19 protein-coding genes are annotated in these 21815 nt (G+C 72.8%); 13 read left to right on the top strand and 6 right to left on the bottom strand.

The genetic code is table 11. From position 1 onward, the window contains the following. Positions 1-13: 13 nt before the first annotated feature. The 4 genes from ASC60_RS30350 to dhaK form a co-directional block, all read right to left on the bottom strand. Positions 14-1378 (bottom strand): MFS transporter, encoded by a 1365-nt coding sequence (locus ASC60_RS30350; protein WP_055556550.1) that lies wholly within the window; start codon positions 1376-1378, stop codon positions 14-16. A gap of 171 nt (positions 1379-1549) precedes the next feature. Beyond that, the gene (locus ASC60_RS30345) at positions 1550-1966 is read right to left on the bottom strand and encodes a PTS-dependent dihydroxyacetone kinase phosphotransferase subunit DhaM (RefSeq protein ID WP_055556548.1); all 417 of its coding nucleotides are present in this window, start codon (positions 1964-1966) and stop codon (positions 1550-1552) included. After that, the gene (gene dhaL, locus ASC60_RS30340; RefSeq protein ID WP_055556546.1) at positions 1963-2598 is read right to left on the bottom strand and encodes a dihydroxyacetone kinase subunit DhaL; all 636 of its coding nucleotides are present in this window, start codon (positions 2596-2598) and stop codon (positions 1963-1965) included. Before dhaL ends, ASC60_RS30345 begins: the two co-directional genes overlap by 4 nt. Before the next feature lie 70 nt (positions 2599-2668). Then, positions 2669-3661 (bottom strand): dihydroxyacetone kinase subunit DhaK, encoded by a 993-nt coding sequence (gene dhaK / locus ASC60_RS30335; protein WP_055556544.1) that lies wholly within the window; start codon positions 3659-3661, stop codon positions 2669-2671. Between the two features lie 142 nt (positions 3662-3803). Between dhaK and ASC60_RS30330 the strand changes: the two genes are divergently transcribed. Both ASC60_RS30330 and ASC60_RS30325 read left to right on the top strand, forming a co-directional pair. Further along, positions 3804-5951 carry a pyridoxamine 5'-phosphate oxidase family protein gene (locus tag ASC60_RS30330; RefSeq protein ID WP_055556542.1) on the top strand — a complete coding sequence of 716 codons (2148 nt, stop codon included), beginning with the start codon at positions 3804-3806 and terminating at the stop codon, positions 5949-5951. Between the two features lie 115 nt (positions 5952-6066). Next, entirely contained in the window at positions 6067-7245 is a 1179-nt protein-coding gene (locus ASC60_RS30325; protein WP_055556541.1) for an acyl-CoA dehydrogenase family protein, read from the top strand. A gap of 179 nt (positions 7246-7424) precedes the next feature. On the opposite strand, the gene ASC60_RS30320 is transcribed toward ASC60_RS30325, so the two are convergent. After that, positions 7425-8081 carry a hydrolase gene (locus ASC60_RS30320; RefSeq protein WP_055556539.1) on the bottom strand — a complete coding sequence of 219 codons (657 nt, stop codon included), beginning with the start codon at positions 8079-8081 and terminating at the stop codon, positions 7425-7427. A gap of 236 nt (positions 8082-8317) precedes the next feature. Between ASC60_RS30320 and ASC60_RS30315 the strand changes: the two genes are divergently transcribed. The 7 genes from ASC60_RS30315 to ASC60_RS30285 all read left to right on the top strand — a co-directional run bounded on the left by ASC60_RS30315 (position 8318) and on the right by ASC60_RS30285 (position 15696). Then, a complete protein-coding gene (locus ASC60_RS30315; protein WP_055556537.1) occupies positions 8318-8785 on the top strand; it encodes a MarR family winged helix-turn-helix transcriptional regulator in 468 nt (155 codons plus the stop codon). Positions 8786-9005: 220 nt separating this feature from the next. Next, positions 9006-9905 (top strand): oxygenase MpaB family protein, encoded by a 900-nt coding sequence (locus ASC60_RS30310; RefSeq protein ID WP_055556535.1) that lies wholly within the window; start codon positions 9006-9008, stop codon positions 9903-9905. Between the two features lie 32 nt (positions 9906-9937). Next, the gene (locus tag ASC60_RS30305) at positions 9938-11494 is read left to right on the top strand and encodes an NAD(P)/FAD-dependent oxidoreductase (protein ID WP_055556533.1); all 1557 of its coding nucleotides are present in this window, start codon (positions 9938-9940) and stop codon (positions 11492-11494) included. Between the two features lie 81 nt (positions 11495-11575). After that, entirely contained in the window at positions 11576-12679 is a 1104-nt protein-coding gene (locus ASC60_RS30300; protein ID WP_055556531.1) for a nitronate monooxygenase family protein, read from the top strand. A gap of 15 nt (positions 12680-12694) precedes the next feature. Continuing rightward, entirely contained in the window at positions 12695-14275 is a 1581-nt protein-coding gene (locus tag ASC60_RS30295; protein WP_055556529.1) for an acyl-CoA synthetase, read from the top strand. A 40-nt stretch (positions 14276-14315) separates the two neighbouring features. Beyond that, positions 14316-15005, top strand: a complete 690-nt coding sequence (locus ASC60_RS30290) for an alpha/beta fold hydrolase (RefSeq protein WP_055556527.1) — start codon at positions 14316-14318, stop codon at positions 15003-15005. Positions 15006-15087: 82 nt separating this feature from the next. Next, complete coding sequence (locus ASC60_RS30285) at positions 15088-15696, top strand: chorismate mutase (protein ID WP_234357199.1); 609 nt, start codon at positions 15088-15090, stop codon at positions 15694-15696. 159 nt (positions 15697-15855) lie between these two features. On the opposite strand, the gene ASC60_RS30280 is transcribed toward ASC60_RS30285, so the two are convergent. Further along, the gene (locus ASC60_RS30280) at positions 15856-17466 is read right to left on the bottom strand and encodes an acyl-CoA synthetase (RefSeq protein WP_055556525.1); all 1611 of its coding nucleotides are present in this window, start codon (positions 17464-17466) and stop codon (positions 15856-15858) included. 164 nt (positions 17467-17630) lie between these two features. Here ASC60_RS30280 and ASC60_RS30275 point away from each other — a divergent pair, with 164 nt between their 5' ends. From ASC60_RS30275 to ASC60_RS30260, 4 genes are read left to right on the top strand one after another with little or no spacing between them, the layout of a single operon-like run. Then, entirely contained in the window at positions 17631-18437 is an 807-nt protein-coding gene (locus tag ASC60_RS30275) for a crotonase/enoyl-CoA hydratase family protein (protein ID WP_079038717.1), read from the top strand. Positions 18438-18479: 42 nt separating this feature from the next. Then, complete coding sequence (locus ASC60_RS30270; protein WP_055556523.1) at positions 18480-19493, top strand: Zn-ribbon domain-containing OB-fold protein; 1014 nt, start codon at positions 18480-18482, stop codon at positions 19491-19493. After that, positions 19494-20555, top strand: coding sequence for a thiolase domain-containing protein (locus tag ASC60_RS30265; RefSeq protein ID WP_055556521.1), 1062 nt, complete (start codon positions 19494-19496; stop codon positions 20553-20555). It abuts the gene before it with no gap. Beyond that, positions 20552-21718 carry a thiolase domain-containing protein gene (locus tag ASC60_RS30260; protein ID WP_055556520.1) on the top strand — a complete coding sequence of 389 codons (1167 nt, stop codon included), beginning with the start codon at positions 20552-20554 and terminating at the stop codon, positions 21716-21718. Before ASC60_RS30265 ends, ASC60_RS30260 begins: the two co-directional genes overlap by 4 nt. The last annotated feature ends 97 nt before the right edge of the window (positions 21719-21815 follow it).

Genomic DNA, 21815 nt, shown 5'->3' with positions numbered 1-21815 from the left:
CTCCTCCACACGATCAGGCCGAGGCGGAACGGGAGGACTCCCGGGCCTCATCGGCTTCGCCCGGCTCGATGGCCGCCAGGTCGCGTTCGCGGGTCTCCTTCGCCGCGCCGACCGCCACCACCGTGAGCAGCGCCGCCGCGATGACGTACAGGGCGATCGGGGTGGCGCTGCCGTAGTCGGCGAGCAGCGCGGTGGCGATCAGCGGTGCGGGCGCCCCGGCCGCGACCGAGGAGAACTGGGCGCCGATCGAGGCGCCCGAGTACCGCATCCGCGTCGCGAACATCTCCGAGAAGAACGCCGCCTGGGGCGCGTACATCGCGCCGTGGAAGACCAGCCCGACCGTGACCGCGAGGACCAGCGCCCCGAAGTGCTCCGAGTCGATGAGGGCGAAGAAGGGGAACGCCCACGCGCCGACGCCCACGGCGCCCAGCAGATAGACCGGGCGGCGGCCGACGCGGTCCGACAGCGCGCCCCAGGCCGGGATCGTCGCGAAGTGCACTGCGGAGGCGATGAGTACGGCGTTCAGCGCGGTCTGCTTGCCGAGGCCCACATGGTCGGAGGTGGCGTAGACGAGGACGAAGGCCGTGATGACGTAGTAGCTGATGTTCTCGGCCATCCGCGCGCCCATCGCGACCAGGACGTCCCGCCAGTGGTGGCGCAGGACGGCCACCAGCGGCATCCGCTCCGCCACATCGTCGGTCTTCCGCGCCTCGGCCCGGGCCAGCGCGGCCTTGAAGACGGGGGATTCATCGACGGACAGACGAATCCACAAGCCGACCAGCACCAGCACGCCCGAGAGCAGGAACGGCACCCGCCACCCCCAGGACTCGAACGCGCCCTCCGACAGCAGTCCGGTCAGCGCGGACAGCACGCCGGTGGCCAGCAACTGCCCGGCGGGGGCGCCGGTCTGCGGCCAGGACGCCCAGAATCCGCGCCGCCGGGCGTCCCCGTGCTCGGACACCAGCAGCACCGCCCCGCCCCATTCGCCGCCGAGCGCGAAGCCCTGCACCAGCCGCAGCGCGGTGAGCAGAACGGGCGCCGCCGAGCCGACGGTGGCGTGCGTCGGCAGCAGACCGATCGCACAGGTCGCCCCGCCCATCAGCAGCAGGCTCAGGATCAGCAGCTTCTTGCGGCCGAGCCGGTCGCCGTAGTGCCCGAACACCAGGGCGCCGATCGGCCGGGCGGCGAAGCCGACCGCGTACGTCAGGAACGACAGCAGGGTGCCGACGAGCGGATCGGAGTCGGGGAAGAAGAGCTTGTTGAAGACGAGCGCGGCGGCCGACCCGTAGAGGAAGAAGTCGTACCACTCGATGGTGGTGCCGATGAGGCTCGCCGCGACGATGCGGCGCAGCGATCCGGGACTGGTCGGAGGAGCCATGGTTACCACTTCCGAGCGGGTGCGGGGACGGATTCGTGTGCCACACCGTAGAAATGCGCACGTCAGCTCGGATATGTACGCGGGCTACACACTTCCGCCGCCCGCTGCGGGCTCCGCACCCATGCGCACGGGCCCGGGGGTTCCGGCGTCCCCGGGCCCGTGCGGACCGTTTCACACCTTGCGGTAGTCGTACGCCTCCGCCGCGGCTCCGGCGACCGTGTCCACGTCCGCTCCGGTGGACGCGGTGACCACGGCCGCCACCGCGCCCTCCACGAGCGGCGCGTCCACCAGCCGGGAGCCCTCCGGCAGCTCGTCCTCCTCGGCCAGCAGTGCCTTGACGGTCAGTACGGCGCTGCCGAGGTCGACCAGTATGGCCACCCCGGCGCCCTGGTCGACCGCGTACGCCGCGTCGCGTATCAGCTCCTCGCTGGTGCCGAATCCGCCGTCCGGGGTGCCGCCCGCGGCGCGCACGGGCGCGGTGCCGCCCCCGGCCAGCGCGGTGGCCAGCCGGGCGACCGACTCGGCGACCTCCCCGCTGTGCGACACGACGACGACCCCGACCAGCTTCTCGCCGCCGCTCCCGGTCATCGGAGGGCCTCCGCCAGCGCCGCGACGATCAGCGCGGACGAGGTGGCGCCGGGGTCCTGATGGCCGACGCTGCGCTCGCCCAGATAGCTGGCCCGGCCCTTGCGCGCGAGCATCGGTACGGTCGCCAGCGCGCCCTTGTCGGCGGCCTCGCCCGCCGCGGTGAACGAGGCGGTGTCGCCGCCCAGCGCCTCCACCGCGGGGAGCAGCGCGTCCAGCATGGTCTTGTCGCCCGGCGCGGCCCCGCCGAGCTGGGCCACCGCGTCCACCCCGGCCCGCAGCGCGTCCGCCAGCTGCCGGGGCGTGACCTCCGCCGCGTCCCCCAGCGCCTTGCCCGCGCGCCGCAGCAGCGTCCCGTACAGCGGCCCGGAGGCGCCGCCCACCTTCGAGATCAGCTGGCGCCCGGCCAGGATGAGCGCGGCGCCGGGCGATCCCGGTGGCTCCTTCTCCAGCGCGTCGGTGACGGCCGCGAAGCCGCGCTGCATGTTGATGCCGTGGTCGGCGTCGCCGATCGCGGAGTCCAGTTCGGTGAGCCGGGCCGCCTCGTGGTGCACGGACTCGGCCGCGGCGGTGAGCCAGCGTTGGAAGAAAGAGGTGTCGAGCGCGTGTTCGACTGCGGATTCACTGCTGGACACAGACGCCTCCTCATGACGGTAACCGACGGCGACAGCGTACGTATCGGGCCAGGTGGCGGGATGGTCCGGGTCAGCAGCCCCAGCGCAGCCCGGCGGTCCGTACGGGCGCGTCCCACAGCCGCAGCAGGTCCTCGTCGACCTGGCACAGCGTGACCGAGGCACCCGCCATGTCGAGTGATGTGACGTAGTTGCCGACGAGCGTACGTGCCACCGTCACACGGCGCTCGCCGAGCACCCGGTGCACCTCGGCCGCGAAGCCGTACAGCTCCAGCTGCGGGGTCGCGCCCATTCCGTTGACCAGGACGAGCACCGGACTGTCCGGGCGCAGGTCGTCCAGCACCGCGTCCACCGCGTAGTCGGCGATCTCGCGCGAGGTCATCATGGCCCGCCGCTCCCGCCCCGGCTCGCCGTGGATGCCCACACCCAACTCCAGCTCCCCGGCGGGCAGATCGAAGGTGGGGCCGCCCTTGGCGGGCGTCGTGCAGGGGGACAGCGCCACGCCGAAGCTGCGGGAGGACGCGTTGACCCGGCGGGCGATCGCCTCCACCCGCTCCAGTGGCGCCCCCTCCTCGGCCGCCGCGCCCGCGATCTTCTCCACGAACAGTGTCGCGCCGGTGCCGCGCCGGCCCGCCGTGTGGGTGCTGTCGGTCACCGCCACATCGTCGTCGACGAGCACCTTGGCGACCTGGATGCCCTCGTCCTCGGCCAGTTCGGCGGCCATCTCGAAGTTGAGCACGTCGCCGGTGTAGTTCTTGACGACGAACAGCACCCCCTTGCCGCTGTCCACGGCGGCCGCCGCCCGCACCATCTGGTCGGGCACGGGGGAGGTGAAGACCTCGCCGGGGCAGGCCGCGTCGAGCATGCCGACACCGACGAACCCGCCGTGCAGCGGCTCGTGGCCGGAGCCGCCGCCGGAGAGCAGGGCCACCTTGTCGGGCACCGGCGCGTCCCGCCGGACGATCACCCGGTTCTCGACATCCACCGTCAGTTCGGGGTGGGAGGCGGCCAGCCCGCGCAGTGCGTCGGCGACTACGGTCTCGGCCACGTTGATGAGCATCTTCATGGGAGTGTTCGTCCTCCACCGGGTGGGAGCTGTGCACCGCTGCAACAGCGTACGGATCCGGCGCGGTCATGGCACCCCTGGGGCGCTGAGCCGAACAGCCTAATAAGCAGAAAAAGGTACATAGGCATCATATGGTGCGCGCATGGAGAACACTGCCGCACCGGCGGCCGCCGCCGCGCGCCCGCGCCCGCATCCACCCCGGCCGCCGCTCCACCGGCGCCGCGCTCCGTGGCTCGCGGTGGTCGCCGTCGGCTATGCGATGGTCCAGCTCGCCGTGGTCGTCCCGCACGTCGGACACGCGCTGGGCTGGGACGAGTCCGTGTACGTCTCCCAGGTGGACCCGCGCACCCCGGCCGCGTACTTCAGCGCGCCGCGCTCGCGCGGCATCAGCATGCTCGTCTCCCCGGTGGTGGCCGCCACGTCCTCCATCACGGCGCTCCGGGTCGTCCTCACGGTGCTTTCCGCGGGCGCCCTCTACACCGCCTTCCGCGTCTGGAACAGGTTGCTGCCCCGCGGTCCCGTGGCGCTCGCCGCGCTGCTCTTCGCCGGGCTGTGGATCACCACGATCAGCGGCCCCGCCGTGATGCCCAACCTCTGGGTCGCGCTCGGCGCGGTGGCCGCGGTCGGCTGGTTCCTGCGCCTGCCCGCCGAGCCGGGCGCCCGCTGGTGGCTCGCCGCCCTCGTCGCCGGTGTCACGCTCGTCCGCACCCCCGACGGCGGCTGGCTGGCCGTTCCGCTGCTGGCCGTCGCCCTCCGGCTGCGGACGTGGCGGCCGGCTCTGCTCCCGCTGGTGGGCGGGCTCCTGCTGGGCGCCGCGCAGTGGATCGGCGAGGCCTACGACCGCTTCGGCGGCATCGGCGGGCGGCTGGACGTCTCCAGCGACGTCGAGGGCGGCATGGGCCTCCACTTCGCCGTGGGCGCCGCGCTGCGCAGCCTCAACGGGCCCCAGCTGTGCCGCCCGTGCGAGGTGCCGCTGCGCCATCCGGAGCTGACCCTGTGGTGGCTTTCGCTGCCGCTGCTGACCCTGGCCGCCGTCGCCCTCGTCCTGCGGGACCGTCAGGCACGGCGGAACCGGGTGCGCGTCGGGCTCGGCCGGCCGCACACCCACCGGGAGCCCGGTGTGCCGGTCACCGTGCTGCCCGTCGTCTGCGCTGCCTCCCTCGCCGTGCCCTACCTGCTGCTCATCGACTACTCCGCGCCGCGCTTCCTGATGCCGTCCTACGCGCTGCTCGCCCTGCCCATCGCCGCGCTGGGCTTCCGCGCCGTACGCGCCGCACGCTCGTCCCGCCACATGGCCACCGCGCTCGGGGTCGTCGTCCTGCTCCATCTGGGCAGCCAGTTCGCCGTCCTCGCCCACACCTCGGCGGTGTCCGAGAAGACCACCGGGCGCTACCGCACCGCCGCCGACGGGCTGAAGCGGCTGGGGCTGCGGCCGCCGTGCCTGGTGGCCGGCGACCGGGCCCTGCCCGTCGCGTACCACGCGGGCTGCGGCTCCGCCCAGACCAGCGGCAACAACCGCTCCACCACCGTGTCCGGGCTGCTGCGGCGGGCCGCGCGCGAACCCACCGCGCTGCTCGTCCGGCGCGCCCACGGCGCCCGACCGCCGTCCTATGCCCGCACCTGGATCGGGTTTCCGCTGGCGGGGACGGAGTGGAGCGCCTATCTGCCGCCGGACCAGGCGCGCCAGGCAGCGTCGCGGGGCGCGGAAGAGTTGCTTCAGTCCCGGAAATCCGGACAGGAGGCGTCGGGCAATCCCGCGAGCATGGGTGCCATGACGACGCGACCGATCACCAGTTGGGCCGGATTCCAGGCGGCGGAGCCCGGCTTCGCCACGGCCGTCCGGGAGCGCTTTGAGCGCTACCGCACCCATGTCCTGGCCACCGTGCGGCAGGACGGCTCCCCGCGGCTGACACCCCTGGAGGTCACCTTCCGCTTCGGGGAACTGTGGCTCGGCATGATGCCCGACTCGCGCAAGGCCATCGATCTGCGCCGCGACCAGCGCTTCTCGATCCAGGCCAACCCGGGCCCGGGCGACGGCACCCCCGGCGGCGACGTGCGGATCAGCGGCCGGGCCGTCGAGGTGACCGAGCCGGACTCGCTCGCCCGCTTCGCCGCCGAGGTCCATCCGCCCGAGCCCTTCCACCTCTTCCGCGCCGAGGTGACCGAGGTCGTGCACACCGAGGCCGGGGAATCCGGCCTGGTGCTGCGGACCTGGCGCCCCGGCCAACCGGTCCGGGTCGTACGGCCCGGACCGGACGACAGCCCGCCCCCGGTGGACGAGGCGGGTTGAGCCGCCGGGTGCTCCGCGGCCCTTCCGTATTTCTGGAACGCGTTCTACCGTGCCCCTCGATCCCAGGACGCTCCCAGACCGCCGTCGTGGCGCACGCGAGACTCCAGGAGGGGCCGTGGACCTCGAATACACCCATGAGCAGCGGCAGTTACGAACCGAGCTGCGCACCTACTTCGCCGAGCTGGTCCCCGATGACGCCTACGCCCGCTACGCCGACCCCGCCGGGCAGAAGCGGTTCTACCGCGAGACCATCCGCCGCCTCGGCACCGACGGCTGGCTGGGCGTGGGCTGGCCCCGGGAGTACGGCGGGCGGGGACTGGGCCCGGTCGAACAGTTCATCTTCTTCGACGAGGCCGCCCAGGCGGGAGTACCGCTGCCGCTGATGGCCCTCAACACGGTCGGCCCCACGCTCACGCGCCACGGCACCGACGAGCAGAAGCGGTACTTCCTGCCGCGCATCCTCTCCGGCGAGATCGACTTCGCGATCGGCTACAGCGAGCCCGACGCCGGAACCGACCTCGCCGCCCTCACGACCCGCGCCGTACGGGACGGCGACGACTACGTGGTGAACGGCCAGAAGACCTGGACCACCAACGGGGACACCGCCGACTGGGTCTGGCTCGCCGTCCGCACCGACCCCGACGCGAAGCCCCACCACGGCATCAGCATCCTGCTCGTCCCCACCACCGACCCCGGCTACTCCCGCACCGTCATCACCACTCTCGCCTCCCACGACACCACCGCCAGCTACTACGAGGACATCCGGGTCCCGGCCACCCGCCGCGTCGGCGCCGAGAACGAGGGCTGGCGCATGATCACCACCCAGCTCAACTACGAACGCGTCACCCTCGCCGCCCACGGCACCATGGCCATCCGCGCCCTGCGCGGCGTCCGGCAGTGGGCCGCCGAAACCAAGCTCCCGGACGGCCGCCGGGTCATCGACCTGGCGTGGGTACGCGCCCGGCTGGCCCGCACCCACGCCCGGCTGGACGCCATGAAGCTGCTCAACTGGCAGATGGTGGACGCCCTCCAGCGCGACACCCTGACCCCGCAGGACGCCTCCGCCGTCAAGGTCTACGGCTCCGAGGCGCGCCGCGACGCCTACGCCTGGCTCATGGAGGTCGTCGGCGCCGCGGGCCCGCTCAAGGAGGGCTCGGCCGGTGCGGTCCTCCACGGCGAGCTGGAACGCGGCTACCGCAGCGCGGTCGTCTTCACCTTCGGCGGCGGCAACAACGAGATCCAGCGGGAGATCATCTCCTGGATCGGCCTGGGCATGCCACGGGTGCGCCGCTGACCGGCTGGTTCTGGAATTGACCGACCCCATGGCCGGAAACTCCTTGCAGTCCGCCTCGGCTGTTGATGCCCTCGCGGCAGATTTTCCGGGCGAGGCGGGCCGGCCGGCTGTTGTCCGCGAGGGAAGCGGTCGCCGACAAGCAGTACCCGATGCGGAGGGGAACCGGCGCGGCAGTCATGTCAGGCGCCGCTTCCGGCGCGCTGGGCGAGGAGTTGCATCTCCCAGGCGAAGGCCACACCGGAGGCGCCGCCGTGCTGCGCTTGGACCTCGGCGGCGCCCGGCACGGTCTTCTCGCGGGCCCAGTCGCGCTGCCACTCGCCCATCACGGCCTGCCAGGTGATCGGAACCACGCCCGCCTGGATCATGCGGCGCACGGCCATGTCGTGCGCCTCCTTCGAGGCACTGCCCGAGGCGTCGGTGACGGCGAAGACCTCGAAGCCCTCGCCCGCTGCCTGTATGGCCGGCATCGCCAGGCAGATCTCCGTCCAGAGGCCAGCGATGATCAGCTTCTTGCGCCCGGTCGCCTTGACGGCATCCACGACGCGCTCGTCCTGCCAGGTGTTGATGAAGGTCCTGTTGATCGGCTTCTGCTCCGGGAACACGTCCCGCAGTCCCTGGATGAGGTGGCCGCCGCGCTCCTCCAGCACGGTGGTCAGGATGGTCGGCACGTCGAACACTTTGGCGATCTTGGCGAGTCCAACGACGTTGTTCACGATCATCGTCGGGTCGTGGCTGTTCAGGTTGGCGAACTGGAACGGCTGGTGGTCGATCAGTACGAGCACGCTCTCCTCGGGCGTCAGCAGGGCGTCGAGTCCGGCCTTGTTCTCGGTGCTCATGGGATTCCCCTTCCGGGGCTTCGTGTCCGGGGGTGCCGGGCGGTACGCCGAAGGCTCGTTGCCTGCGGCGTACCCCGTGCGGGCTGACCGCCTGACGGCCCCGCGGCATGTAGTTGATGTGACAACTAAGCTAAGCGCATGTGCTTGATGTGTCAACTAGCTGTCGTGGAAGGCGACTTCCGGGTACGTGCCGGGTGGGCGGACACCCGTCCGAGTCGCACCGTTACGCTCCCTCCATGAACGCAACGCCTCGCTGGCTGACGTCGCAGCAGAAGGCCGCCTGGGACAGCTTCATCCACATGCAGGAGAAGCTCATCGGACGGCTTTCCCGCCGAGTCCAGGCCGACTCCGGGATGTCCGCCTCCGACTACATCGTGTTGGCCAAGCTCACCGAAACCGGCGGCGGGCGGACGCGCTTCATGGACCTGGCGAAGCTGCTGGAGTGGGAGAAGAGCCGCATGTCCCACCAGGTCAGGCGGATGGCGAAGCGCGGACTGGTGACCAAGGAAGATTGTCCCGACGACGGGCGCGGGGCGTTCATCGTCGCCACCGCGGCCGGCTGCAAGGCGATCGAGGACGCCGCGCCCCTGCACGTCGAGCACGTTCGCCGACTGTTCATCGACGCCCTCACCCCTGAAGACCTCGACGCGCTCGCCCGGATCTCGAACCGTGTCCTCGCGCATATGGAGAAGCAGCCCGACTGACCGAGCGTGTGAAGTGAACTCACCGCACCGGGGAAGCCGCCCGTGTCCCGCGCGCCATGTCCCCGCAACGGGCCCGGCTGCTCGTGTGGTGCTGGTCGGGCTGTTCGGCGCGCACAGCGCCGCACCGATGGCGGCGGTCATGGCCGTCCGTCTCGTCCCGGCCACTCTCGCCCCGGCGGCCACCAGGGCCGCCTAGGCTGGCCGCAGGAGGTGGTCGGCCATGGCGGCGATCGTACGGCGGGGCATACCGGACCCCGACCCGGGGCTGTACGGTCCGGCATCCGTGACGTGGCAGATGCACGGCGACCCGATGATGTGGATCGCCGGGGTCCGCGCGCTCTATCTGCAGGCCCTGCATCCGCTCGCGGTGCGCGGTGTCCTCCAGAACTCCGACTTCCGCCAGGACGCCTGGGGCCGTCTGCTGCGCACCGCCCGGTTCGTCGCGACCATCACCTACGGCACCACCGAGGCCGCCGAGCGGGCCGGTGCCCGGGTGCGGGGCATTCACCGCGGGCTCTCCGTGACCGACCCCGGCACCGGCGCCCGGCACGCCGTGGACGAGCCCGGCCTGCTGCTGTGGGTGCACTGCGCCGAGGTCGCCTCGTACCTCCATGTCGTACGCCGCTCCGGCTATCCCCTCACCGACGCCCAGGCGGACGCCTATGTGGCCGAGAACCGGGAATCCGCCCGCCTGGTCGGGCTCGATCCCGCCGGGGTGCCTGCCGATACGGCGGAACTGCGCGCGTACTTCGCGACGGTGCGCCCCGGACTCGCCGTCACCCCCGAGGCCCGCGAGGTCGACGCCTTTCTGCGCAGGCCCCCGGTCCCGCCCCTGCTCGTCCCGGCGCGCGATCTGGTCTGGGGGCGCTTCGCCGCACTGGCCTACGCCTCCCTGCCGCGTTACGCCCACGCGCTGTACGGGCGGCCCGCGCCCGCCCCCGCGACCGTCACCCGGCGGCTGCGGGCGACGGGCCGGGCGCTGCGGCGCATCCCGGCCACGGTGCGCTGGCAGCTGCCGCCGAAGCACATCCTGCGGGCGGTGGAACGGCTCGGCCCGGGCACCCGCCCCTCGCCCCGCGCCCTCCGCCACGACACGGCCGCGGCCAGGAAGGCCGGGTAGCCGCGGCGATCACCCCGTGCTACGCAGGGGGCATGTCTGACAGCGATGCCTACGACGTCGTCATCGTCGGCGGCGGCCACAACGCCCTGGTCGCCGCCGCCTATCTGGGCCGGGCGGGCCGTAGCGTGCGGGTGCTGGAGCGGCTGGACCACATCGGCGGCGCGGCCGTGTCCGAGCGCACGTTCGCCGGGGTGGACGCCCGGCTCTCGCGCTATTCGTACCTGGTCAGCCTGTTGCCCCGGCGCATCGTCGACGACCTGGGGCTGCGGTTCGCGGTCCGCAAGCGGTCCGTCTCCTCGTACACCCCCACCGTCCGGGGCGGGCGGCCGGCCGGGCTGCTGGTGGAGACCGGCGGCGGGGCCCGGACCCGGGAGGCGTTCGCGCGGCTGACCGGCGGGGAGCGGGAGTACGCGGCCTGGGAGCGGTTCTACGGGATGACCGGGCGGGTCGCCGAGCGGGTGTTCCCGACGCTGACCGAGCCGCTGCCCGACCGGGAGGCGCTGCGGGCCCGGATCGGGGACGACGCGGCGTGGGAGGCGCTGTTCGAGCGGCCGCTGGGGGAGGCGGTCGAGGCGGCGTTCGAGGACGACCTGGTGCGGGGCGTGGTGCTCACCGACGCGCTGATCGGCACCTTCGCCTCCGCCCATGACCCCTCGCTGCGGCAGAACCGCTGCTTCCTCTACCACGTGATCGGCGGCGGCACCGGCGACTGGGACGTGCCCGTGGGCGGCATGGGCGCGTTCACCGACGCCCTCGCGCACGCGGCGGGCGTGGCGGGCGCGCGGATCGCGACCGGCTGCGAGGTCACGGGGATCGCCACCGACGGGACGGCGGCCGAGGTGCGTTACGAGGACCGGGACGGCGAGCATGTCGTGGGCGCCCGCCATGTGCTGGTCGGGGCCGCCCCGCGCGAGCTGGCGCGGCTGCTCGGCGAGGAGCCGCCCGCCCCGCCCGCCGAGGGCGCGCAGCTGAAGGTGAACATGCTGCTGCGGCGGCTGCCCGCGCTGCGGGACCCCGAGGCGGATCCGCGCGAGGCGTTCGCCGGGACGTTCCACATCGCCGAGGGCTACGGCGAGTTGGAGGCGGCGTACCGGCAGGCCGCCGCGGGGGAGCTGCCGCGGCGGCCACCGTCGGAGATCTACTGCCACTCGCTGACCGACCCGTCGATCCTCGGCCCGGACCTGGCCGCGCGCGGCTACCAGACCCTCACCCTGTTCGGGCTGCACACCCCCGCCCGGCTGTTCGCCGACGACCCCGAGGGGACCCGCGAGACCCTGCTGGGGGACACCCTCGCCCAGCTCGACGCCCACCTCGCCGAACCGATCGCCGACTGCCTCGCGTACGACGCCGACGGCAGGCCGTGCGTCGAGGCCAAGAGCCCGCTGGACCTGGACCGCGAACTGCGGCTGCCCGGGGGGAACATCTTCCACCGCGAGCTGGCCTTCCCGTACGCCCAGGAGGGCACCGGCCGCTGGGGCGTGGAGACGCGCCACGCCAATGTGCTGCTGTGCGGCGCGGGCGCGGTGCGGGGCGGCGGGGTCAGCGGAATCCCCGGCCACAACGCGGCGATGGCGGTGCTGGGGAAGTAGCCGGGTCGATGCCCGAAAGAATCTGACGAGACGTCAGAAAAACTCTTCCGCTCCCCGGCCCCCTGCGGCATCCTGCCCCGCATGAAGACGGAGCTGAGCACAAGGCTGGGTGTCGAGCACGCCATCTTCGGCTTCACGCCGTTCCCCGCCGTGGCCGCGGCGATCACCCGGGCCGGGGGGTTCGGCGTGCTCGGCGCGGTCCGCTACGCCGCGGGCGAGGATCTGGCCCGTGACCTGGACTGGATGCAGGAGCACACCGACGGCAAACCGTACGGCCTCGACGTCGTGATGCCCGCGAAGAAGGTCGAGGGGGTGAGCGAGGCCGACATCGAGGCGATGATCCCGCAGGAGCACCGCGCGTTCGTGGCGGAGACCCTGGCCAAGCACGGGGTGCCCGAACTGGCCGAGGGCGAGGCGTCCGGCTGGCGCATCACCGGCTGGCTGGAGCAGGTCGCCCGCAGCCAGCTCGACGTCGCCTTCGACTACCCCGTCAAGCTGCTGGCCAACGCGCTCGGCTCGCCGCCCGCCGATGTCGTCGCCCGCGCCCATGACCGCGGCATCCTGGTCGCCGCGCTGGCCGGGAGCGCGCGCCACGCCCTGCACCACAAGAACGCGGGCCTGGACGTCGTCGTCGCGCAGGGCTACGAGGCCGGCGGCCACACCGGCGAGATCGCCTCCATGGTGCTCACCCCCGAGGTCGTCGAGGCCGTCGACCCGCTGCCCGTGCTCGCCGCGGGCGGCATCGGCAGCGGCGAACAGATCGCCGCCGGGCTCGCGCTCGGCGCCCAGGGGGTGTGGCTCGGCTCGATCTGGCTCACCACCGAGGAGGCCGAACTGCATTCGGCCGCGCTCACCGCCAAGCTCCTCGCCGCCGGATCCGGCGACACGGTGCGCTCCCGCGCCCTCACCGGCAAGCCCGCCCGCCAGCTGCGCACCGCCTGGACGGACGCCTGGGACGATCCGCAGGGCCCGGGGCCGCTGCCGATGCCGCTCCAGGGGCTGCTGGTCGCCGAGGCCGTCTCGCGCATCCAGAAGTACGAGGTGGAACCGCTGCTCGGCACGCCGGTCGGGCAGATCGTCGGCCGGATGACCTCCACGCGCAGCGTGCGGGCCGTCTTCGACGATCTGACCAGGGGCTTCGAACGTGCCATCGACCGCGTCAACCGTATCGCCGGACGGGACTGAGGAGGACGACGACCGATGACCGCCACCACCGACCCCACCCCCACGATCCCCGTCGGTTTCTGGGCGCAGGCCGGACACGAACCCGACCGTGTCGTCCTGATCGCCCCCGACGGCGAGGAGTGGACCGCCGCCCGGCTGCACGCCGCGTGCAACCAGCTCGTCGGCGGACTGCGCGCCGCCGGGCTCCGGCGCGGCGACGCCTTCGCCGTCGTCCTGCCCAACGGGGTCGAGTTCTTCACCGCCGCGCTCGCCGCCACCCAGGCCGGGTTCTACCTCGTGCCCGTCAACCACCACCTGGTCGGCCCCGAGATCGCCTGGATCGTCTCCGACTCGGGCGCCAAGGTGCTGATCGCCCACGAACGCTTCGGCACCCAGGCCGCCCTGGCCGCCGACGAGGCCGGGCTGCCCGCCACCCACCGCTACGCGGTCGGCGCCGTCGAGGCTTTTCGCCCGTACGCCGAACTCCTCCGGGGACAGTCACCGGAGCCGCCCGCCGACCGCGAACTGGGCTGGGTCATGAACTACACCTCCGGTACGACGGGACGCCCGCGCGGCATCCGGCGCCCGCTGACCGGAAGGCTCCCCGAGGAAGGCCACCTCGGCGGCTTCCTGCGCTTCTTCGGCATCCGGCCCCGCGCCGAGGAACCCGACAACGTCCACCTGGTGTGCTCACCGCTCTACCACACGGCCGTCCTGCAGTTCGCGTCCTCGTCCCTGCACATCGGCCACCCCCTGGTGCTCATGGACAAGTGGACGCCCCAGGAGATGCTGCGGCTCATCGACACCCACCGCTGCACCCACACCCATATGGTGCCCACGCAGTTCCACCGGCTGCTCGCCCTCCCCGAGGAGGTGCGGGCGTCCTACGACGTCTCCTCGATGCGCCACGCCATCCACGGCGCCGCGCCCTGCCCCGACCACGTGAAACGCGCCATGATCGACTGGTGGGGCGGCTGCGTCGAGGAGTACTACGCGGCCAGCGAGGGCGGCGGCGCCTTCGCCACCGCCGAGGACTGGCTGAAGAAGCCGGGAACCGTCGGCAAGCCCTGGCCCATCAGTGAGATCGCCATCTTCGACGACGACGGGAACAAGCTGCCGCCCGGCGAACTCGGCACCGTCTACATGAAGATGAGCACCGGCGGCTTCAGCTACCACAAGGACGAGGGAAAGACCCGCAAGAACCGCATCGGGGACTACTTCACCGTCGGCGACCTCGGCATCCTCGACGACGACGGCTATCTCTACCTCCGCGACCGCAAGATCGACATGATCATCTCGGGCGGGGTCAACATCTACCCGGCCGAGATCGAGTCCGCGCTGCTCACCCACCCCGCCGTCGCCGACGCCGCCGCCTTCGGCATCCCGCACGACGACTGGGGCGAGCAGGTCAAGGCGGTCGTGGAACCCGCCCCGGGCCACACACCCGGCCCGGAGCTGGCGGCCGCCATCCTCGGCCACTGCGAGCAGCGGCTCGCGGGCTACAAGCGCCCCAAGTCCGTCGACTTCATCGCCGAGATGCCCCGCGACCCCAACGGCAAGCTCTACAAGCGGCGGCTGCGCGAACCCTACTGGGACGGGCATGAGCGACCCGTGTGACGGGGGTGACGTCAGCGGTTCCGGCCGTATCCTCGGCCCTATGCACACACTTGACAGTGTCGAGGTGGACGGGGTCGAGCTGACGTACCGGGTGTGGGGCGCGGCGGGCGCCCCGCCCGTCCTGCTGCTGCACGGCCTCGGTGAGGACGGCGTCGACTGGATCGCCATAGCGCCGCGCCTCGCCCCGGGCCGCCGGGTGTACGCGCTGGACCTGCGCGGACACGGATCCAGCGACTGGCCGGGCGAGTACGCCCTGGAGCAACTGCGGGACGAGGTCGCCGGGTTCCTCGCGGCGGTCGGTCTCGAGCGCGTCACGCTCATCGGGCACTCCTACGGCGGCGTGGTCGCCTACCTCGTCGCCCAGCGCTTCCCGCATCTGACGGAGCGACTGGTGATCGAGGACGCCCCGCCGCTGCTGCCCCAGGACCCGCCGCTGGAGGTGCCGCCGCGCCCGACCGGGCGGATGGCCTTCGACTGGGCGGTGAGGACGCAGTTCACCGAGCAGCGCAACGCCCCGGACCCGCGCTGGACCGAGGGGCTTTCGGACATCACCGCGCCCACGCTGGTGATAGGCGGCGGCCCGGCCAGCCATATCCCGCAGGAACTGCTGGCCGACATGGCGGAGCGCATCCCCGACTGCCGTCTGGTCACCATCGACGCCGGCCACTGCGTCCACCAGAACCGGCCCGAGGAGTTCCTCGCCGCCATAGGGGAGTTCCTGGACGCGTAGGGGGTGTCCGGATCACCGCGTACGCTCCCGCTGGGCGCGCACCGCTCGTGCCGCCCGCGCCGCCGAGAGAGGGGTCCCCGCCGTGCGACCGACCGATGTCCTGCGCCCTGTCCTCACCGTCGCCACGGCCGCCGCCGTGCTGGCCGCGGGAGCGGGAGGAGCCGCCGCTGAGCCTGGTGCGCAGCCGTCCCACGGTCAACTGCGTGCGCTGGCCGGGCTGTCCGCCGACCGGGTGCTGGTCGCGGACCGGGTCGCCGCCGCCAAGTGGGGCACCGACAGTCCGATCGACGATCCGGCCCGGGAGAAGCAGGTGCTGGACGCGGTGGCGGAGCAGGCCCGGGAGGTCGGCGGCGACCCGGCGGCGACGTCGAGGATCTTCCGTGACCAGATCGAGGCCAGCAAGGTCGTCCAGCGCGGTCTGTACCGGCGGTGGCAGGCCGACCCGTCCTCGGCCCCCACCGAACGCCCCGACCTCGGAAAGGTCCGGCTGGAGATCAACCGGATCAACGGCGAACTGGTCCGGGCGATCGCGGCCGCCACGGACGCCCGTACCGCCCCCTCGTGCCCGCCCCGGCTGCTGGCCGGGGCCCTGGCCACGGGTCACCAGAAGCGGCTGGACGGGCTGCACGCGGTGGCGCTGACCCGCGCGCTGCCGTCGGTGTGCGAGACGCCGTGGACACCCGCTGGCTAGTGCCGCGTCAGCCAAGGTTCGCCCCGCTCGCCGCCCTGGCACGGCCATCTGCGGCGTTGCCGAATCAGCCGAGTAGGCCCACTACGAGGCCGATCCGGCGCCTTGCAGCTGACCGCACCAGGACGCCTCGCTACCGGGCAAACCCTGACTGACGCGGCACTAGGGACGGTCCCCGGCCGCGACCGCGCGGGCCCAGCGGTAGTCCGCCTTGCCGCTGGGGGAGCGCTGGATGTGGTCGGTGAAGACGACCGTACGGGGGATCTTGTACCCGGCGAGCCGGCCGCGGCAGTGGTCCCGCACCGCGTCGGCGGTGAGCGCCCCGGCCCCCTCCCGGGGCTGGACGACGGCCGCGACCCGGTTGCCCCAGCGCTCGTCCGGGACGCCCGCCACCAGCGCGTCGTACACGTCCGGATGGGCCTTCAGGGCCTGTTCCACCTCCTCCGGGTACACCTTCTCGCCGCCGGTGTTGATGCACTGGGAGCCCCGGCCGAGGACCGTGATCACGCCGTCCTCGTCGACCGTCCCCATGTCGCCGAGGAGCACCCAGCGGTCGCCGTCCGCCTCGAAGAAGGTCTCGGCGGATTTCTTCGGGTCGTTGTAGTAGCCGAGCGGCACATGGCCGCGCTGGGCGATCCGGCCCGGTTCGCCGGGCGCCACGGGCCGGTGGGTCGCCGGGTCGACCACCGTCGTACGGGTGTGGACGCTCACCCGGAACCCCTTCTCGGGGCCCGAGTCCGCGGTGGCGGTGCCGTTGAACCCGGACTCCGAGGAGCCGAAGTTGTTGAGCAGCAGGGTGTGCGGCGCGAGCGCGGTGAACTGGGCGCGCACGGTGTCCGAGAGGATCGCCCCGGAGCTGCTGACGCTGAGCAGCGGTGACAGGTCGATGTCCTTGAGGGGCCCGCTGAGGGCGTCCACCAGGGGGCGCAGCATCGCGTCGCCGACCAGGGAGACCGTACTGACCTTCTCCTTCTCGATCGTCCTCAGCACCTCTTCGGGCACGAACTTCCGGTGCAGGACCACCTTCTGGCCGAAGTTGAGCCCGATGAACGCCGTGAGGGTCGAGGTACCGTGCATCAGCGGCGCGGTGGGGAAGAAGACCAGGCCGTCGCCGGAGGCCGCCACCCGCTCGGCCAGCTCCTCGGGACGGCCGACCGGGACGCCGGTCGGCGCGCCGCCGCCGAGCCCGGAGAAGAAGAGGTCCTCCTGCCGCCACACCACGCCCTTGGGCATGCCGGTGGTTCCGCCGGTGTAGATGATGAAGCGATCGTCCGGGGAGCGGGGCGGGAAGCCGCGCGCGTCGGGGCCCGACGCCTCGGCCTCGGCGAACGGGACGGCCCCGGGCGCCCCCGCCCCGTCGCCGACCTGGACGAGATGGCGCAGGACGTCCGTACGCGGCAGCGCCGCGGCCACCCGGTCGCCGAACTCGGCGTCGTAGACCAGGGCGGCCAGATCGGCGTCGCGGTAGAGGTAGACCAGCTCGTCTTCCACGTAGCGGTAGTTGACGTTCACCGGCACGGCCCGGATCTTCAGGCAGGCGAGGACGGTCTGCAGGTACTCCACGCCGTTGCAGAGGTGGAGACCCACATGTTCGCCCGGTGCGATCCCGCTGCCTTCGAGGTGGTGGGCGAGCCGGTTGGCGGCGGCGTCGAGCTGGGCGTAGGTCAGCCGCCGCTCGGCTCCGGTGCCCGGGTGGTCCGCGTACACCAGCGCCTCTCTGCCGGGCACGGTGTCCACGATCGACTCGAACAGGTCGGCAAGGTTGTACTCCACGGCTCCTCCTGACCTGACATCGGGCGGGCTCGGCGCTCATGACAGCACCGCCGGGGAGAGGTGGGAAGGGCCGCGCCGAATAAATCTGACTGAGCATCAGATTTCTCTTGAAGTCGCTCCCGCCCTCCTGCAACCTGTTCTAGGTCTGAGACGGGAGGACTGCCGTGCCGCACGGGACCGAACACCTCATCGTCGAGCGCATGGGCGCCACGCTGGTGCTCACGCTCAACCGGCCAGAGGCCAAGAACGCGCTCTCGCTGCCCATGCTGGTCGGGCTGTACGACGGCTGGATCGAGGCCGACGAGGACGACTCCGTACGGTCCGTCGTGCTCACCGGCGCCGGCGGCGTCTTCTGCGCCGGGATGGACCTCAAGGCGCTCGCGGGCGGCGGCCGGATGGCGGGACAGCACCACCGGGACCGGCTCGAGGCCGACCCCGACCTTCACTGGAAGGCCATGCTCCGCCACCACCGGCCGCGCAAACCGGTGATCGCCGCGGTCGAGGGCCACTGCGTCGCGGGCGGCACCGAGATCCTGCAGGGCACCGACATCCGGGTGGCGGGCCGCGGCGCGACCTTCGGACTGTACGAGGTCCGGCGCGGGCTCTTCCCCATCGGCGGCTCCACGGTGCGGCTGGCCCGCCAGGTGCCGCGCACCCACGCCCTGGAGATGCTGCTCACCGGCCGCCCCTACGCCGCCGAGGAGGCCGAGCGGATCGGGCTGATCGGCCATGTCGTGCCCGACGGGACCGCGCTGAAGAAGGCCCTGGAGATCGCCGAACTCATCAACGCCAACGGCCCGCTCGCCGTCGAGGCGGTCAAGGCATCCGTCTACGACACCGCCGAGATGACTGAAACCGACGGCCTCGCGTCCGAACTCGAACGCGGCTGGCCGATCTTCGCCACCGCCGACGCCAAAGAGGGATCGAAGGCCTTCGCGGAGAAACGCCCACCGGTCTACCGCCGGGCATGATCCGCCACCCCCATGTCACCGGCCGCAGAAGGAGACGCCCCCATGACACCGGCTCCCGCCCCCGAGGTGCTGCAGGCCCCTCTGGTCGTCGAGTTCCCCTTCACCCGCTCCCTCGGCCCCGTCCAGAGCGCCTTCCTCACGGGACTGCGCGAGCGCACCGTGCTCGGCGTGCGGACCTCCGACGGCCGGGTGCTCGTCCCGCCCGTCGAATACGACCCGGTCACCGCCGGCGAACTGCGCGACCTCGTCCAGGTCGCCCCCACCGGCACCGTCACCACCTGGGCCTGGAACCCGGCCCCGCGCCGCGGCCAGCCCCTGACCACCCCCTTCGCCTGGGCGCTGGTACGGCTCGACGGCGCCGACACCGCCCTGCTGCACGCCCTCGACGCGCCGGGGCCGGAAGCCGTGCACACCGGCATGCGCGTACGGGTCCGCTGGGCCGGGGAGCGCGAGGGAGCCATCACCGACATCGCCTGCTTCGAACCGTACGCCGACGCCGACGCCGACGCCGACGCCGACGACGCCGCCGACGCCGACGCCGACGACGCCGCGCACCTCCCCGAACCCGCCCCGCACGACGGGCGGTTCGACGCCCCCGTCACCGGCATCGTCGCCCCCGCCCGCCTCGACTACACCTACGCGCCCGGCCGCGCCCAGTCCCGCTACCTCGCCGCCCTCGCCGGGCGGAAGACGCTCGCCGAGCGCTGCCCGTCCTGCCGCAAGGTGTACGTACCGCCCCGCGGCGCCTGCCCCACCTGCGGCGTCGCCACCGACGAACAGGTCGAGGTCGGCCCGGGCGGCACCGTCACCACCTTCTGCATCGTCAACATCAAGGCCCGCAACCTCGACATCGAAGTGCCGTACGTCTACGCCCACATCGCCCTCGACGGCGCCGACCTCGCCCTCCACGGCCGCATCGGCGGCATCCCGTACGACCAGGTGCGGATGGGGCTGCGGGTCACGCCCGTATGGGCCGAGGGCGGCCGCTACCCCGACCACTACCGGCCCACCGGCGAACCCGACGCCGACTACGACACCTACAAGGAGCTGTTGTAGATGCGAGACGTCGCCATCGTCGCCTTCGGGCAGAGCGGAACCCGGCGCACCACCGCGGAGGTCTCCGAGGTCGAGATGCTGATGCCCGTCCTCCACCAGGTGCTCGACGCGGTGGACTTGCGCGCCGGCGAGATCGGCTTCACCTGCTCCGGCTCCTCCGACTACCTCGCGGGCCGCGCCTTCTCCTTCACCATGGCGCTGGACGGCGTCGGCGCCTGGCCGCCCATCTCCGAGTCCCACGTCGAGATGGACGGCGCCTGGGCGCTGTACGAGGCCTGGGTCAAGCTGCTCACCGGCGAGGCCGACACCGCGCTCGTCTACTCCTACGGCAAGTCCTCGCCCGGCGATCTGCCCGAGGTCCTGACCCGCCAGCTCGACCCGTACTACGTCGCCCCCCTGTGGCCCGACTCGGTCTCCCTGGCCGCCCTCCAGGCCCAGGCCCTCCTCGACGCGGGCGGCACCGACGAACGCGCCCTCGCCGAGGTCGCCGCGCGCGGCCGCACCGCCGCCGCGGACAACCCGCACGCGCAGGTGACCGGCTCCGCCCCGCCCGCCGCCCTCCTCGAAGCCCCGTACCTGGTGCGGCCGCTGCGCCGCCACGACTGCCCGCCCATCGGCGACGGCGCCGCCGCCGTGGTGCTCGCCGCCGGGGACACCGCGCGGCGGCTGTGCGCCCGCCCCGCCTGGATCCGCGGCATGGACCACCGCATCGAACCGCACTCCCTGGGCGTACGGGACCTCACCCGCTCCCCGTCGACCCGGCTCGCCGCGACCCGCGCCGGGGCCTTCGAGGCGCCCGCCGACCTCGCCGAACTCCACGCCCCCTTCACCTCTCAGGAGATCATCCTGCGCCGCGAACTGGACCTGGGCGACGGCGTACGCCTCAACCCCTCCGGCGGGGCGCCGGCCGCCCACCCCATGATGGCCGCCGGGCTCATCCGGCTCGGCGAGGCCGCCGCCGCCATCCACCGCGGCGCGAGCGACCGGGCGCTGGCCCACGCCACCTCCGGTCCCTGCCTGCAACAGAACCTGGTCGCCGTCCTGGAAGGGGACGTCCGGTGAGCAAAGAACCCGTGGCCGTCGTCGGCGTCGGCCAGACCAAGCACACCGCCGCCCGGCGCGACGTCTCCCTCGCCGGGCTGGTCCGGGAGGCCGCCGTACGGGCCCTCGACGACGCCGAACTGGCCTGGGCGGACATCGACGCCGTGGTCATCGGCAAGGCGCCCGACTTCTTCGAGGGCGTCATGATGCCCGAGCTGTACCTCGCCGACGCGCTCGGCGCGGTCGGCAAACCCATGCTGCGCGTGCACACCGCCGGCTCGGTCGGCGGCTCCACCGCGCTCGTCGCCGCCAACCTGGTCGCCGCCCGCGTCCACCGCACCGTGCTCACCCTGGCGTTCGAGAAGCAGTCCGAGTCCAACGCCATGTGGGGGCTCTCCCTACCCGTCCCGTTCCAGCAGCCGCTGCTGGCCGGGGCCGGCGGATTCTTCGCGCCCCACGTCCGCGCGTACATGCGGCGCACCGGCGCGCCCCCGGCCGTCGGCGCGCTCGTCGCCTACAAGGACCGCCGCAACGCCCTGCGCAACCCCTACGCCCACCTCCACGAGCACGATCTGACGCTGGAGAAGGTGCGGTCCTCGCCGATGCTGTGGGACCCCATCCGCTACTCCGAGACCTGCCCCTCCTCCGACGGCGCGTGCGCCATGGTGCTCACCGACCGCACCGGCGCCGCCCGCGCCCTGCGGCCACCCGCCTGGATGCACGGCGGCGCCATGCGCAGCGAGCCGACCCTCTTCGCGGGCAAGGACTGCGTCTCGCCCCGGGCCGGACGCGACTGCGCCGCCGACGTCTACCGGCAGGCCGGCATCACCGAACCGCGCCGCGAGATCGACGCGGTCGAGATGTACGTGCCCTTCAGCTGGTACGAGCCGATGTGGCTGGAGAACCTGGGCTTCGCGGCCGAGGGGGAGGGCTGGAAACTCACCGAGTCCGGGGTGACCGAGATCGGCGGCGAGCTGCCCGTCAACCCCTCGGGCGGCGTGCTGTCCACCAACCCCATCGGCGCGTCCGGCATGCTCCGCTTCGCCGAAGCGGCCCTCCAGGTCCGCGGCCTGGCGGGCGAGCACCAGGTCGAGGGAGCCCGCACGGCGCTCGGCCACGCCTACGGCGGCGGCTCGCAGTTCTTCGCCATGTGGGTGGTCGGATCGGCCCCTCCCACGACATGAGCCGTGCACCCGGACGACGTCCGCCGGAGCGCTCACATCCTCCTTTCGTGGCCTGTCCGGCACCGGCCGCGATCGCTAGGGTGGGGCCGGGACGACG

Origin of the sequence: Streptomyces sp. NBRC 110028 (assembly GCF_001417735.1) — a bacterium.
GTDB lineage: Bacteria > Actinomycetota > Actinomycetes > Streptomycetales > Streptomycetaceae > Streptomyces.
This window is presented reverse-complemented; position numbering and strand designations above follow the sequence as displayed.

Coding starts and splice junctions, on each gene's coding strand:
- dhaK (WP_055556544.1), bottom strand. CDS start 3,661: ATGAAGATGCTCATCAACGTGGCCGAGACCGTAGTCGCCGACGCACTG.
- ASC60_RS30345 (WP_055556548.1), bottom strand. CDS start 1,966: ATGACCGGGAGCGGCGGCGAGAAGCTGGTCGGGGTCGTCGTCGTGTCG.
- ASC60_RS30290 (WP_055556527.1), top strand. CDS start 14,316: ATGCACACACTTGACAGTGTCGAGGTGGACGGGGTCGAGCTGACGTAC.
- ASC60_RS30300 (WP_055556531.1), top strand. CDS start 11,576: ATGAAGACGGAGCTGAGCACAAGGCTGGGTGTCGAGCACGCCATCTTC.
- ASC60_RS30295 (WP_055556529.1), top strand. CDS start 12,695: ATGACCGCCACCACCGACCCCACCCCCACGATCCCCGTCGGTTTCTGG.
- ASC60_RS30310 (WP_055556535.1), top strand. CDS start 9,006: ATGGCGGCGATCGTACGGCGGGGCATACCGGACCCCGACCCGGGGCTG.
- ASC60_RS30305 (WP_055556533.1), top strand. CDS start 9,938: ATGTCTGACAGCGATGCCTACGACGTCGTCATCGTCGGCGGCGGCCAC.
- ASC60_RS30350 (WP_055556550.1), bottom strand. CDS start 1,378: ATGGCTCCTCCGACCAGTCCCGGATCGCTGCGCCGCATCGTCGCGGCG.
- ASC60_RS30315 (WP_055556537.1), top strand. CDS start 8,318: ATGAACGCAACGCCTCGCTGGCTGACGTCGCAGCAGAAGGCCGCCTGG.
- ASC60_RS30320 (WP_055556539.1), bottom strand. CDS start 8,081: ATGAGCACCGAGAACAAGGCCGGACTCGACGCCCTGCTGACGCCCGAG.
- ASC60_RS30265 (WP_055556521.1), top strand. CDS start 19,494: ATGCGAGACGTCGCCATCGTCGCCTTCGGGCAGAGCGGAACCCGGCGC.
- ASC60_RS30330 (WP_055556542.1), top strand. CDS start 3,804: ATGGAGAACACTGCCGCACCGGCGGCCGCCGCCGCGCGCCCGCGCCCG.
- ASC60_RS30270 (WP_055556523.1), top strand. CDS start 18,480: ATGACACCGGCTCCCGCCCCCGAGGTGCTGCAGGCCCCTCTGGTCGTC.